At 46.9% G+C, this 13264-nt stretch carries 13 protein-coding genes and 1 pseudogene; 4 read left to right on the top strand and 10 right to left on the bottom strand.

Going from position 1 to position 13264, the window contains the following annotated elements; all coding sequences use genetic code 11:
* Window positions 1-269 precede the first annotated feature (269 nt).
* The 3 genes from QUB16_RS30965 (at window position 270) to QUB16_RS30975 (ending at window position 2732) form a co-directional block, all read left to right on the top strand.
* The gene (locus QUB16_RS30965; RefSeq protein ID WP_333322050.1) at window positions 270-620 is read left to right on the top strand and encodes a hypothetical protein; all 351 of its coding nucleotides are present in this window, start codon (window positions 270-272) and stop codon (window positions 618-620) included.
* Between the two features lie 107 nt (window positions 621-727).
* The gene (ycf46, locus tag QUB16_RS30970; protein ID WP_333227465.1) at window positions 728-2248 is read left to right on the top strand and encodes a stress-responsive protein Ycf46; all 1521 of its coding nucleotides are present in this window, start codon (window positions 728-730) and stop codon (window positions 2246-2248) included.
* Window positions 2249-2378: 130 nt separating this feature from the next.
* Window positions 2379-2732, top strand: a complete 354-nt coding sequence (locus QUB16_RS30975; RefSeq protein WP_006635781.1) for a DUF1257 domain-containing protein — start codon at window positions 2379-2381, stop codon at window positions 2730-2732.
* A 170-nt stretch (window positions 2733-2902) separates the two neighbouring features.
* Here the strand turns inward: QUB16_RS30975 and QUB16_RS30980 are convergent, their stop codons facing one another.
* From QUB16_RS30980 to QUB16_RS31010, 6 genes and pseudogenes are all read right to left on the bottom strand, one after another.
* Window positions 2903-4153: a glycosyltransferase family 4 protein gene (locus QUB16_RS30980; protein WP_333322052.1), complete on the bottom strand. Its 1251-nt coding sequence runs from the start codon at window positions 4151-4153 to the stop codon at window positions 2903-2905.
* 61 nt (window positions 4154-4214) lie between these two features.
* Window positions 4215-4490, bottom strand: coding sequence for a glycosyltransferase (locus QUB16_RS30985; RefSeq protein WP_333322053.1), 276 nt, complete (start codon window positions 4488-4490; stop codon window positions 4215-4217).
* Between the two features lie 282 nt (window positions 4491-4772).
* Window positions 4773-5243 carry a hypothetical protein gene (locus QUB16_RS30990; RefSeq protein ID WP_333322054.1) on the bottom strand — a complete coding sequence of 157 codons (471 nt, stop codon included), beginning with the start codon at window positions 5241-5243 and terminating at the stop codon, window positions 4773-4775.
* A 376-nt stretch (window positions 5244-5619) separates the two neighbouring features.
* A pseudogene (locus QUB16_RS31000) lies at window positions 5620-6393 on the bottom strand (glycosyltransferase family 4 protein); the annotation flags it as partial.
* 144 nt (window positions 6394-6537) lie between these two features.
* Window positions 6538-6771 (bottom strand): hypothetical protein, encoded by a 234-nt coding sequence (locus tag QUB16_RS31005; protein WP_333322058.1) that lies wholly within the window; start codon window positions 6769-6771, stop codon window positions 6538-6540.
* A 46-nt stretch (window positions 6772-6817) separates the two neighbouring features.
* Entirely contained in the window at window positions 6818-7831 is a 1014-nt protein-coding gene (locus QUB16_RS31010) for a glycosyltransferase (protein ID WP_333322059.1), read from the bottom strand.
* Window positions 7832-8010: 179 nt separating this feature from the next.
* On the opposite strand from QUB16_RS31010, the gene QUB16_RS31015 reads away from it, so the two are divergent.
* A complete protein-coding gene (locus QUB16_RS31015) occupies window positions 8011-9138 on the top strand; it encodes a glycosyltransferase family 4 protein (protein ID WP_333322061.1) in 1128 nt (375 codons plus the stop codon).
* A gap of 214 nt (window positions 9139-9352) precedes the next feature.
* On the opposite strand, the gene QUB16_RS31020 is transcribed toward QUB16_RS31015, so the two are convergent.
* The 4 genes from QUB16_RS31020 to QUB16_RS31035 all read right to left on the bottom strand — a co-directional run bounded on the left by QUB16_RS31020 (window position 9353) and on the right by QUB16_RS31035 (window position 13166).
* On the bottom strand, window positions 9353-9868 hold the full coding sequence (locus tag QUB16_RS31020; protein WP_333322062.1) for a serine acetyltransferase: 516 nt from the start codon (window positions 9866-9868) through the stop codon (window positions 9353-9355).
* Window positions 9869-10012: 144 nt separating this feature from the next.
* A complete protein-coding gene (locus tag QUB16_RS31025) occupies window positions 10013-10594 on the bottom strand; it encodes a serine acetyltransferase (RefSeq protein WP_333322064.1) in 582 nt (193 codons plus the stop codon).
* Between the two features lie 195 nt (window positions 10595-10789).
* Window positions 10790-11800 carry a glycosyltransferase family 2 protein gene (locus QUB16_RS31030; RefSeq protein ID WP_333322065.1) on the bottom strand — a complete coding sequence of 337 codons (1011 nt, stop codon included), beginning with the start codon at window positions 11798-11800 and terminating at the stop codon, window positions 10790-10792.
* A gap of 85 nt (window positions 11801-11885) precedes the next feature.
* The gene (locus tag QUB16_RS31035; RefSeq protein ID WP_333322066.1) at window positions 11886-13166 is read right to left on the bottom strand and encodes a glycosyltransferase; all 1281 of its coding nucleotides are present in this window, start codon (window positions 13164-13166) and stop codon (window positions 11886-11888) included.
* Window positions 13167-13264: the final 98 nt, after the last annotated feature.

Consider the following 13264-nt stretch of genomic DNA (forward strand, 5'->3'; position numbering starts at 1 on the left):
CAAAAATCCTCAAGCCCCCGCATTTATCCGTGGGGTCGCCTCTAAAATCTAAAATCTAAAATCTAAAATCGATTGACGCTATCCATACCTGCCGCTGCACTTCGGCCTCATCAGCTACACCCCTAAGTTTTTCGTTGTTAACTGCCCCAGAATTACCTCAAATGTAACGAAATATTACAAGATGACGCTAAAGCAGCATAGAGGCTTGACAGCAAAGAATTAAGCGGCTAATCTGATATACATACCCGGGTAAGTCAATTCACTGTCATATGCAAGAAAAGCAAAAAGTTACATTGTATCTTCCACCAGAACTGCATCGCCAGCTCAAAATCCGAGCCGCAGTCGAAACTGAACCGATGTCATCAATTGCAGAAAGGGCAATTGTCTTCTACCTAGGAAATCCCGAACTGGTTGACGAAGTAGAAGCCTCCTACGGACAAACCCATCGGGTATACAACTGTCCAGAATGCACGGGTTCAGTAGTAATGCGAGATGGAGAACTGGCATCCGTAACAAGTCAGCCGAGCGTATTGGGTGAACAGGATCTTCCAGTAAAGCAGGTGTCGGGCGTCAGTGCCAGCACGGCCAAACCGGGAGAGGAAGAATTGGTTCCCTGCTAAGAATGCCTTGCTTCCCCAAAAAGCTAAAACTGAACATTTCAGTAAGAGGGCTAATGGCAGCATTGAGATTCAGCAAAGATAGCACCGTCTCTAGTGGGTCGAGGAATATGCAAGAAGAGATCAGTATTCTAATCCAAGCTCAATATCCTCTGATCTACCTCGTGACATCCGAGGAAGAGCGGTGTGAGCAAGCAATTTCGACAATAGCTCAAGCGAAACCACAGCGACGAGTATTTATCTGGACTGTAACTCACGGCATTGTGGAGTATGGTCAACCCCGCACCACCACCCAACACAACACCGTCTCGCCAGAGGCAGCAATTGAGTGGGTGATCAGGCAGCGAGAACCCAACAGTAACGCTAGCATCTACATTTTCAAAGATTTGCATCCTTTTATAGATTCTCCTCCGGTAACGAGGTGGTTGCGCGATGCGATCGCCAACTTCAAAGGAACGCAAAAGACAATTATACTGATGTCTCCTTTGCAGCAAATTCCGATCGAGCTAGAAAAGGAAGTAGTGGTATTAGACTTCGCGTTGCCAGACATGAAGGAACTAAACCAAGTATTGTCTGGTCAGTTGGAGCAAACGAAATCGCGACGCATTACCACAGAAGGGCGAGAAAAACTTTTAAAAGCAGCCTTGGGATTGACCAAGGACGAAGCTGAAAAAGTTTATCGCAAAGCCCAAGTTTCGACTGGGCGCCTCACAGAAGAAGAAGTAGACATAGTTCTTTCGGAGAAAAAGCAATTAATTCGGCGCAACGGCATTCTAGAGTTCATTGAAGAAGACGAAACCCTGGATGCAGTCGGCGGTTTAGAAGAGCTGAAGCGGTGGCTGAGACAGCGTTCCAACGCCTTTACAGAAAGGGCGAGAGAATACGGTCTGCCCCAACCAAAAGGGATGTTAATTCTCGGCGTACCCGGATGCGGAAAATCGCTGATTGCTAAGACCACCTCCCGCCTCTGGGGACTGCCCCTGCTGAGGCTAGATATGGGTAGAGTCTACGACGGCTCGATGGTGGGTCGATCGGAAGCCAACCTCCGCAATGCCCTCAAAACCGCAGAATCGATCTCTCCAGCCCTCCTCTTCATCGACGAACTAGACAAAGCCTTTGCAGGAGGCACTGGTTCTGCCGACTCAGACGGAGGCACCTCCAGCCGGATTTTCGGTTCCTTCCTCACTTGGATGCAAGAAAAGACTTCCCCAGTCTTCGTAATGGCAACAGCAAACCGAATCGAGCGGTTGCCGGGAGAATTCTTGAGGAAAGGCCGATTTGACGAACTCTTCTTTGTTGATCTGCCTACCAAAGAAGAACGCCAAGATATATTTAAGATTCACCTGTCAAAGCGCCGTCGGGAAATTACTCGCTTCGATTTAGAGCAACTTTCCAATGTTTCCGAGGGCTTTTCAGGTGCAGAGATTGAGCAAGCGCTAGTAGCCGCAATGTACGAAGCCTTCGCTCAAGATCGAGAGTTTACGCAGCTAGACATCATCGCGGCCATTAAATCCACAATGCCACTGTCTAAAACAATGACCGAACAGGTCACCGCCCTGCGAGATTGGGCGAGACAGCGTGCACGGCCCGCTGCGTCTTCCGTCGCTGAATACCAGCGAATGGAATTCTAAAAGCTTTCTCCTGGTCCAAACAGGAGCAAAGGCTAGCAACAGCTAGCAGTTCGATTCAAGAGCCGCCAAGCGGCACCGTTAAATCCAGACCGTTGTTGTTTCTCTCTCAGTTGTATTAGGAGGAAATCCAATGTCTCACTTTAGCACACTGCGTACCAAAATCACCGATGCCGAAATCTTGAAAGCTTCCCTGCGCGACTTGGGCATTTCAGTCAAGTCAGAAGCTGATGTTCGTGGCTATAACGGTCAGCGCGTTCGCTCCGACATCGTGGCGATTCTGGAAGGCGAATATGACCTGGGTTGGTCTCGCAATAGCGATGGTTCCTTTGACCTGATTGCCGACCTCTGGGGTGTCGCCAAAAAGCACAATCAAACTGAGTTAATCAACTCCATCAACCAGAAGTACGCAGTTAACAAGACCTTGGCAGCAGTCAAGCAGCGCGGTTTGCAAAATGCCAACGTTAAGCTGGTAGTGCAAAACTAATTGATCTGCAAATTTCCAAGCTCGCGGGTTAACCAAACAAACGGGTTAACCCGTTTTTATATCGCTAGGATGTAGAGGGGGGTCTTTGGGCCGCCACATACTTTTTTAGCACCCCCAAGCAGCAGCTTTCAACCTGAAAGCTGCTGCTTTATGCTTTAATGGTCGCCTACCTAATGCTTGGGGCAATCGTCGATCGTTTGTTGATAAATTTCAAGTATTCGATCGACTTTGCGTTCCCAATCAAAATGCTGCCCGACTCGTTCCCGTCCCGCACAACCCATACTCTGCCGCAATTCTGGTGAATGAGCGAGCTTGATCATCGCATCTGTCAGTCCCTTGACAAAGCCTTCTCTGGAAGCGGGTTCTACTAAAATACCGCAAGTGGAATTCAGATAATCTGCAGGGCCGCCCCAGTTCGTTGCTATGACGGGCAAGCCCACTGCCATTGCCTCCATCACCACAGCCCCCCCAGGCTCCCGCAAACTGGGGAAAACCATTGCATCAGCTTGTTGCATTTTGAGAGCGCACTCCTCCTGAGACAGCCAGCCACTAAATACAACGCTGCTGTCGATGCCTAAACGAGCTGTTTGAGCTTCGAGTTCCCCTCGGATGTCCCCATCACCGATGATTTCCAAGACTGCATCAGTTTGAGCCACGACGGGCGTGAAGGCTTCCAGCATCAAATCTACAGCTTTCCAGTCGATCAGCCTGCCTAAAAATATAAAATGAACCTGCCCAGTCGCGGCTCTTGATAAGCTAGAGTCCGATCGCCACACCGAGAAATCCACGCCGTTTTCCACAAGTTCAATAATTTTACCGCCCACTCCTGATGGAAGTGCCTGCTTCGTGCGATCGTTTGCCACTAACAGCGTCTCGGCTTTGATTTTACCGGGAAAAAGACGATTGAAGAAATCGACGAACTGGTGACCGATCTCGATTAAAATATCAATCGTAGGATTTTGGCGCGATCGAAAAGCCAGAGGAAATTTAACCGACGTGTTCATGGGCCCGATAACTACCGGCACTCCCAATCCGAACATCAACGAAGGAACTGTTGCCGAGACTGGTGTCGGTTCGTGTACAATATCAATCTCGTGTTCGCTCACCAGCAGCCGGACAATACGACGCTGTAGCACTTGGGTGTACAGGTGAGAGAGCAGCCCAAAAGTAAATTCATTCACTCTTGCAGGGATAAATCGCCCGCAATTGTTAAGCAGCCGGTGCAGCCAAGTGTCGGGTACAAAGTGCATTCGATCGCGCTCTTCTGGAAACAGCGCGGTGAGTTCTGCCTGGGTGCGCGCGTGCACCACTAACCATGTCTCTATTTGGCGCGAGCGAAGTATCCTGAAGTAGTTCAGCGGCAGCAATGCCTCGCCGCCGAATTTAGTTGAGGCATTCTGAGCAACAATTAGAATTCGCATAACTTCTTTTGGGCCCAACTGGATTTATGTAATCTTAGATTAAATTTGTTCTTTGGAATAACTAAGACGGGTTAGTTATTCCAAGTTTCTGCACGGAGGCCGTGGCTAAATTTAGCCATGATTTTTTTCCGGATTCCTGACTGAGGCTCAAAGCAAGTTCTAGATTTTGGAGGAGATTGGCGATCGCATCTGCCATTTCTTCGAGTTTTTCTGATTGGACTAATATAGCATCCGCGCCGTCATCTACTAGCTCAGAAGTTCCGCCTACACTAGTAACTACCGCCGGCACTTGCATCGCCATTGCTTCCATCACAGCAAACGGAACTCCTTGATTCAAACTTGCCAAAGCGAAAACGTGAGCTGCTTATAGACCTTGGCGAATTGCCTGTTCCGATACAGCCCCAAGTAGCTGCACGCATTCGGACATCGATTTATATTCAATCATTTTTTGTAGATATTGGTGATATCCGCTGCCCCCTTGTTCATCCTCGCCTGCAATTGGCAGCCTCACCTCAAATCCCCGATTTCGCAGCAATTATACCGTCTCAATCAAGTATTTGTGACCTTTCACCGGGTTGAGGCGACCGCCAGCAAAAATCTTCCACGGACTTCCTTCTTGCTAAGGCGTGTAAGAGCTGCTGCATTTAATTTCTGCAAAATTAATTCCCATTGGAGCAACAGCTAATTGTTTGGGAAGAAAGTTCGCTAATTTATGTTTGACATCATTGAGAAGCAGTTGAGATATGACGATCGCCAAAGCAGCATTTTTCCACTTTTGTTCCTGATTTGGCCCGTACACTTCTAGAGTTGGCCCGTGAAGAGTCATACTGTAAGTACAGCCTGTAAGAATTGAGTTAAATAAGGCTATGCTGGCGGCATTGGCACAGGAATGAACGTGGATGTGCGACCAACCTTTTGTTTTTGTTAACCCTGCTAGTTTGCCAGCAACAAAAACCAATGCCAATAGCCGAACCTTTTGAGATAATGATGTATCTCTCGCTTTGGCAATAACTGCGAGGCACTGCCACCATGCAGCCGGACCAGCTTTGAGAACCTCTACGAATGAGTTAATAAAATCTTTCGCAGCCAAGGGAAATAGATAAACAGTATTTTTTATAGCTTCTTCTGCCCATACGTGAGAAGCGATCGCCCTGGGGGCGGTTGAGTTGATACTAAATCTGTTTCACTTCCAAGTTTTGCAATAAATTGTCGCTCCCGCCCGTAAAAAATGTGTGTTTCTCCTGAAGATTGTGGAATGAAGTATCCAATTTTTTCTTCATTTCCTAGCTGCTTTCTAATTTTTAACTCAACAATATCGCTCTACTATGTCGATGCACTAACACTTTTCTCACCGAGCATTTTTTCGTAAATCTCGACGATTTTTAGGGCTTTGTTTTCCCACGCAAATTCTCTGGCTTTTTCCATCGCCTTAGCTGACATACTTTCCCGCAGCCGAGCATCTTCTACCAACATCTTAATTTTACTTGTCAACTCCTGGGTGAGATACTCTCTAGAAATCGGCTCTATCTTAAAACCAGTTTCTTCATTCACGTATTCACCAATATCCCCGTTATTGGCAACTATGCAGGGAAGTCCGTAAGCCATAGCTTCCATTACCACGGCGCGCCAAACTCTCGGATCGAAGGGAAACAAAAAATATCGGCTTTCCTGTAATAATCCAGAGTTTCAGATTGATTTACCCATCCTGCAAAGCTTACTATTTCGGCAAAATTAAGTTCCTTGACTCGGTTTTCCAAGTTATTTCTTGCCGAGCCATCTCCTACGATTGTTAAGCGTATTTTGCTTTGAATTGCCGGGGCTAATTTCCCAATAGACTCTATGACAACATCGGCGCATTTGTAAGGCACTAATCTGCCCACAAAAAGCAAATTGATATGGTTGACATCTTTCTTGGGGATACTTGTCTGACTTAAAAATTCCTCGGAAATGCCATTTTCGTAGAACAAATCAATTTTTTGGTCAGGGAGTGCAAACAAATCCTTTAGCAAATTTAAAGTATAGGTGGAACCTGCTAGGATTTTGTCGGCTTTTTTGTAAGTTTCTACATAGCCTGGAATTAATGCTCGACCAACTGCTCTCAAAAAGTTGAATTGAGCAAATTCTTGTCTTGCCGTTTCTTGAAAGCCTGGTGGAAATGGAATGCCCCCATTCACAGGCCCTAGAATAAAAGGAGTCTGCGGACACACACTGACTACCTTAAACGGATATCGCGGCATCATCGGGGTAATTGCATGAACTATGTCATAATCTCCGTTGAGGATTTTCCCTTTAAATTTTTGATAGACTTGCTGATTAAATTCTTCATAAATTGGGTAGCTCAAGGCATTATAAAGAGGCCAATTTACTCGTCCATTTGCCGTAATTTAGGCGAGTATTTTATAATATTGTTTGGTTAAGTTACCTTCTTCTAGATAGAAAATTTTTTCGTATTCCGGATGTTTTTCTAGAGCTGGTTTATTTCTAATATGGGTAACGAGGGTTGTATCAACTAAGTTGTTAATTTTTTGAAAAAAATTGTATCCGACCAAAGGTACAGATGCCCAGTCAGGATTGCACTGCTCTACAATTAGTAAAAATTTTAATTTTTTATTACTCATTTGTTTGCTACTCAGGGGTTGACTTTCTGGGACGTTAGCTGTAATTCTAGCTGGCTGAATTAATAGAGTTGGTTGTTTTGTATTCGATTAACTTGCTTTGCTGCCCCAGCAATCGGCGCTGGTGAAACTGGATTTGACCTTGTAGCTGGGGAAATTTGGCTAATACGCAAGACAAAGCGTAGATGGCTGCCTCTTTACTTGCGATCTCCCGATGCTTTATATAATAGTTATAGGTGCGATAGGTTGCTAAGGGGTAGCCACTCAATAGTAACAGGCTCCAGCCTTTGGTCGGCCATGTCATTGCCAAGGCTAGGGCTGGCAAGACTAAGCCCCAAAACCAGGTGCTGCGGGTTTCTTTGACCCAATGGCGCTCCGGTTCGCTTCCGTGCATCCAGGAACCCTCGGCGTAGGCGTGACCCGCTCTTTGAGCGCGTTTCCACCACTGAGAGAAACTGGTCATTTGCGCGTCGTGCAGGGTCATTTCTGCATCTAAGCGGAGGATTTTCCAACCTTTTTGGCGCAACCGCACGCACAGTTCGGGTTCTTCGCCGGCTATTAGTGCGGGATTGAAACCTTCGACTTGCTCAAATGCTGCCGCGCGCATCATGGAATCGCCACCGCAGGCTTTGGTTTCGCCGATGGGGGTATCCCACTCGATGTCGCACAATTGGTTGTAGATGCTGGCTTCGGGGTATCGTTCGCGCCTGCGCCCGCATACTGCTGCTACCTCGGGTTTGGCTGTGAGTTCGCTGTAGGCCCGATCGATCCAGCCGTCAACGATTTCGCAGTCGCCATCGACAAATTGGACAAATTCGATGTCTGGAACTAATTGCAGCAAGCGGGCAAAGCCTTCGTTTCTGGCGCGTGCTGCGGTAAACGGTATAGATAAGTCTAGTTCTACTGTATCGGCTCCGGTCGATCGGGCTAACTCTACGCTACCGTCTGTTGAGCCGGAATCGACATAGACGACGCGGGCAACTTTGTCTGTGGCCGACACTAGGCATTGGCGGAGGCGCTGCCCTTCATTTCGTCCGATCGCCACTAATCCCATTTGTTTCAAGTTTTACCTTTTGAATTCGACTACTGAGCTGTTATTTTAATATTTTAGTGACACTCAAGGTAAGTTCACAATATCTTTATATTGTAACTTCTATGGAGCTGCGGTTTTCGGTGTTAAACTGCCTCTAGCTTATTCTGTATTAAGCCACACCAATCATTTTGAGTCGAGCTTGGTCAAAAATGCTGAATTTAAGTTCTTTGTTCACAATTTACTGTAGCGATCGGGCAGTCAGCCATATATTTTTTTCACTCTGCGAACAGTGGAATTACCCTGACTCTCAAGTCCGCATGGTTGTTCCGAATTGCGATCCGTCATGTCGCAGACCGAATCTTGTGGAAGCTGTACCCAGATACCTCAAATGGCTGTATTACCGCAGCCCTGACAGACTTAGAGATTATACAGAAAAGCGTTTCCTTAGAGATGTCAAGGATTTTGATGCAATTTACTTGTGGCCTAACACTTCGATCGAAACCTTTAGGAAAGTGAAGCAGCAGAGCAAACCCATTTTTTTGGAGCGCATCAACTGCTATACAAAGCAGGCAAAATCTATTATTGATGATGCTTCCAGCCGCTTGGGAATCTCTCCCCAACACCAAATTACTGCTGGTATGATTCAGGAAGAGGATGAAGAAATTAGTTTGGCAGATTTCATTTTTTGTCCGAGCCCCGAGGTAAAAAAATCTTTTATGGGAGCGGGAGTTCCCGAACATAAACTGATCCTTACCAGTTACGGGTGGTCTCCCAAGCGCTTCCCGCATTTTTCGATCGACAAGCCACTGTCAGACACGATTACTGTTATCTTTGTGGGCAGCGTTTGTGTCAGAAAAGGAGCTCATTTGCTGTTGCGGGCTTGGGAAAAAGCAGGAATTAAAGGCAGACTACTGCTTTGCGGAAGTATGGAGCCAGCAATTGCTGAAACTTGCAGCAGCATTTTAGCACGCTCAGATGTAATTCATAGGGATTACTCCAACGATATTGCCCTTGCTTATCGCGAAGCTGACTTTTTTGCATTTCCCAGTCTCGAAGAAGGTAGTCCGCTGGTTACTTATGAAGCGATGGCTAACGGTTTGCCAGTTCTAACGTCCCCTATGGGAGCGGGCGGCGTTGTCCGAGATGGCAAAGATGGCATAATTGTTTCGCCCTATGATGAAGAAGCGCTAGTGACGGGCTTGCAACAGCTAGCTGGTTGTGCCGAGTTGCGGCTTCGGATGAGTGACTCTGCCCGCGAGCGGGCACAGGAATTTACGTGGGAAAAAGTTGCGCGGCGGCGTGCTGAGTTGGTACTCGAAAGATTGAAACCAGCTTGACAAGTGAGGGAGAAAACTTGAGCTTTTGGACGCTCCCGGGACTGAAAGCCCCGGGTTTTTTATTTAATTTTAAATCCAAAATCCTAGCTGTTCGTAACTAATCCAATTTGTTTCAAGTTTTACCTTTTGAATTCGACTACTGAGCAGTTCCTTTATATTTTAATAAAAGTCGAGCTAATTTCATAATTTTTCTGCGACTTCTAGAAATTATTTTTCAGACTTCCTGGGTTTTTTTTTCGATTATTTTTGCCGGTATTCCTACTGCGGTTGCACCTGGTGGCACGTCACAAATCACCACAGCATTGGCACCAATCAAAGCATGATCGCCGATCGTGACGGAGCGAATAATTTTCGCTCCTGCACCGATATCGACGTGACCGCCGATTTTGACATCAGCAACAATTGTCACCTGTTGAAGAATCAGACAGTTAGGGCCAATGGAAGCACTTGGATGAATGACAATGCCATTAGGATGAGGCAGCAGCAGTCCTCCTTGTATTTGGCAGTTTAAAGGGATGTCTGTTGCAGTTACAACGGTCCAGAATCGATACTGAATGATGTTCCAACGGCATAAAAAATAGCCGAAAATCCCACCCTGCTGCTGCCACTTTTGATAGTTGCGGATAGATTTGAGCAGTTGGCGACTAGGCTCCCACCACTTGCTGGGTTTTTCGCGGCTCCAGTCTGCTTCTGTAGCAGAAACGATTGGCTTAGTGATTGACTCAACCATTGTTTGTGGAATATTTTGATGATGTTGACAATTGTGCCTATTTGTGCAGTTTATCTTAACAGGGCTCTCTAACTTGACTAGGTAGATTGATTGAATCTCCGCAGAGTTATAGGAGGAAGAAAAAGGCAGAAGGAAGACAATGATTTAAGTATTGTTTTCCGCAGGGCGGGATTTGATAATTTTGGCTGGGATACCAACGGCAGTTTGACCGGCTGGAATGTCTGATAAAACTACAGCATTGGCACCGACATTTACGTCGTCTCCCAAGTTTACTTTTCCGAGGATTTTTGCACCAGCGCCGACGTTAACCCGATCGCCCAATTGAGGCGATTCTAGCGGTTTTTCCAAATAGCGGTTTCCCAGGGTGACGCCTTGGCGGATAATGCAGTCGTCGCCGATCGTACAATATCCGTGAATAATAATAGCGTTTTGATGTTCAATCACCACGCGACGACCGAGCTTCACAGTGTAAGGCAAGTCTATCCCGTAACTATTGCGAACTTTTCGGTAGAGAGATCGATAAATAATGCTCAAAGGAGCTCGCAGTAATTTCGGTTCTACCTGCATTCTCCAGACGCCAAAACGCTGCACTGCTACGGCCCGAAATCCCGGTTTTGTCCAATCTCGACCATGAGCAATCCAGTCTTCTTTAATTTGCTGCCACAGTCCCAGGCCGGGGTCTTCTAGTTGATTTTCACTGGTGATTAAGTTTTGCTCAGTTACCATAAGCTCTAATTCACACTATTTCTTGTTTACTCTATTGCTAGATGCCCACGATCTTAATGGGTCTCTCAGGTTTTTTAGGAAGGAGCAATCCGGTTTTATAGACCGAGAATACTAATTTCTCGGCTGCATCATAAAATATTTTGCTTGCCTAGGTTAACCTCGTTTAGTTGGCTTTGACGGATTTACCAACTCCCTTTAAAAGTTTTTGGATTTTTCAATCTTACCCCCCTTAAAAAATACACTATTTAATACAAAATCCCTCAGTAATTGTGGTGGATCGCCATCTGGTTTGCCTTGAAGTACGCGGCGCACCCTCCAGGCTGCAAAACCCGAAGCCCAGGATACATCAGTTAATGCTGTGTAAACCAAGCCGTAGTTTTTGATAAAGTACCTACGCCGGGAATCAAACCAATAGGTAGGCAGCCTCTTGGCGGGCTTTTTGGTGTCAGTGACGCCTGAGCTTTGGCCGACTAAGTGGACAACGCGACTTTCGGGTACGTACCAGCAACTCCAGCCAGCTTTGTTCGCTTGCAGACAAAAGTCCATTTCTTCGCAGTACATGAAATAAGCTTCATCCATCAAGCCAATCTTTTCAAATACTTCGCGACGGACGATCATGCTGGCTCCAGCTACCCAATCAGTTTGACAGGTTTCTTGGGAAATGGGGGGCGCTGCAGCCCAGTTGGCTAATAACTTGGATATAAACCCTGTCCGCCAACCAAAATCGAGTTCCGTCAAGATGTTGTGAAACCGAAAAGCTGACTCCTGGGGCGTGCCGTCGGGGTCTTCCAAGCGGCTGCCGGCGATGCCGGCTTCGGGATGAGTGTCCATGAAATCGACGAGGGCTTTTAAGGCACCGGGGCGAACGATGGTGTCTGGGTTGAGCAGCAGGAAGTAAGGGGGGGGATTGGTGGATTGCAGGCCGGGACGGATCAGGGCGTTGTTGCCGAAGGCAAATCCGCCGTTACGGTCTAGGGGAACGAAGGATGCCCATTCATTCCAGCCTTCTGAGGCGATCGCACTACTAATTTCTTCGACGGAGCGATCGCCTGAAGCATTGTCGCCAACTACAACTCGCATACCGGGCAGCGATTGAACTTCGCTAACTAGAGAGCGCAAGCAGTCAATTGTCAAACTAGAGGTTCGGTAGTTAACAATGACAACCAGCAGTGGATAGGGGTGATTGGACTCGCTGGCCTTGGACATAAGTACCGTTGTTTGTGTAACAACTTTTTAGCTCAAGTTGTACCCATCTGGCAAGCTGGAGCGATCGCCCTCCTGCAGGTATCGCCTACTTTTTTAATTGCTCCAACATAATTGACAAAAGCTGCCACCGCTGCCGGTGCATTTCTTCGTGAGTCAGGCTGCGAGCCTTGTTCAGAGCTGCCATGCCCATATTTTGAAGTAGGTTCAAGTTTTCTCCCGACTCTTTGATCGAGTTTGCTAAAGCAACGGGGTCATTGCAATTAGCGATCGAGCCTGTGATGCCGTTTTCGATGCAGTCGCGGAGTCCGGCTGTGTTGTTTGCCAGTACAGGTACGGCCTGGGAATAAGCATCGTATACGATTCTGGGCTGCTCGTCCGAGATGCTGGGAACCACAACAGCATGATATTGTTGCAGCCGCCCGAAGAATTCTCTGCCGTAAGGAATAGTTCCCAAAAGTTCGATCTGTACCGATTTTTGCATCGCCTTGCTTGCTGCTTGGCAGTTGCTTAACAGTTCGCCTTCACCTAGTATGTCCAGCTTGACGGCAATGTTTTGCTCGTCCAAGATTTTCATTGCTTCTAGCAGAACTAACAGGCCTTTATTTGGATGCAATCTGCCCGCAAATAGAATTTTTAGTTGTTTGGGCGAGGCAGACAGTTTTTCGTGCCATATTTTTGTCGCGTCTGCTTCCGAAATAATATTTTCTTCATCTATCCACGAAGCATTAATTATGTGACTTTCTTTGTGTCGTTTTGTTAATAAACTTTGCTGGTATTCTGCCTGTGTAAAGATTGTCAAGTCGGCGCTGTTGATGCACCAGCGATTCAATGTTTCGTATATGTAAGCTTGAATTTTGGCTTTAATGCTGGCAGGGGTGCCCGGTGGCAGCCGCCACGGTGCGGACTCGACTACGAGCAGGTATGGTTTCTGCTGTATCAGGACTATTGGCGTCACTAACCATGCCATCGGAATCGGCCAGCCTGCTACGCCGCTATGTACGATATCTGAAGATGCGATCGCGCCCCAAAGCTGGGCAACCGTTGCCGGCAGCAGCAATATTGCTTTTGCCAAGCTATCTGCGGAGGGAAGGTCAATAAATTTAGCATCAGCAAATGATGTTTCCGAATCCACCTCTATTGTATTTTCTGGGGGAGTTTCTCGCACGCCAGGAGATGCTAGCGTGAAGTTTTTCAAATACTTGAAGTGTTGGGTTAGGTCTTTAGCCCACATTAAATCGAGATACCTGCTGCCTTTGGAGTCGTAGAAGGATTTGATGTTGATGACGAGCAGGTAGCGCTTGTCTATGGGCATCAAAGTCGGTTCTTTGACCCCATCTTCTGTGATATTTAACAAGTTGGATTCCATAAAATACACTACGATTGAATGGTTAGAGTCGATAGGGGCATTTCTACCCCTACCTCTCCTTCAGAACCGGACGTGAAACTTTCGCTTCATCCGGCTCC

The organism is Microcoleus sp. D3_18a_C4 (assembly GCF_036702415.1).
Classification (GTDB): Bacteria; Cyanobacteriota; Cyanobacteriia; order Cyanobacteriales; family Microcoleaceae; genus Microcoleus.

Bases quoted from the DNA above. Each gene is read 5' to 3' on its own strand.
- QUB16_RS30965 (WP_333322050.1), top strand. From the start codon at position 270: ATGCAAGAAAAGCAAAAAGTTACATTGTATCTTCCACCAGAACTGCAT.
- ycf46 (WP_333227465.1), top strand. From the start codon at position 728: ATGCAAGAAGAGATCAGTATTCTAATCCAAGCTCAATATCCTCTGATC.
- QUB16_RS30975 (WP_006635781.1), top strand. From the start codon at position 2,379: ATGTCTCACTTTAGCACACTGCGTACCAAAATCACCGATGCCGAAATC.
- QUB16_RS30980 (WP_333322052.1), bottom strand. From the start codon at position 4,153: ATGCGAATTCTAATTGTTGCTCAGAATGCCTCAACTAAATTCGGCGGC.
- QUB16_RS31005 (WP_333322058.1), bottom strand. From the start codon at position 6,771: ATGAGTAATAAAAAATTAAAATTTTTACTAATTGTAGAGCAGTGCAAT.
- QUB16_RS31015 (WP_333322061.1), top strand. From the start codon at position 8,011: ATGCTGAATTTAAGTTCTTTGTTCACAATTTACTGTAGCGATCGGGCA.
- QUB16_RS31020 (WP_333322062.1), bottom strand. From the start codon at position 9,868: ATGGTTGAGTCAATCACTAAGCCAATCGTTTCTGCTACAGAAGCAGAC.
- QUB16_RS31025 (WP_333322064.1), bottom strand. From the start codon at position 10,594: ATGGTAACTGAGCAAAACTTAATCACCAGTGAAAATCAACTAGAAGAC.
- QUB16_RS31030 (WP_333322065.1), bottom strand. From the start codon at position 11,800: ATGTCCAAGGCCAGCGAGTCCAATCACCCCTATCCACTGCTGGTTGTC.
- QUB16_RS31035 (WP_333322066.1), bottom strand. From the start codon at position 13,166: ATGGAATCCAACTTGTTAAATATCACAGAAGATGGGGTCAAAGAACCG.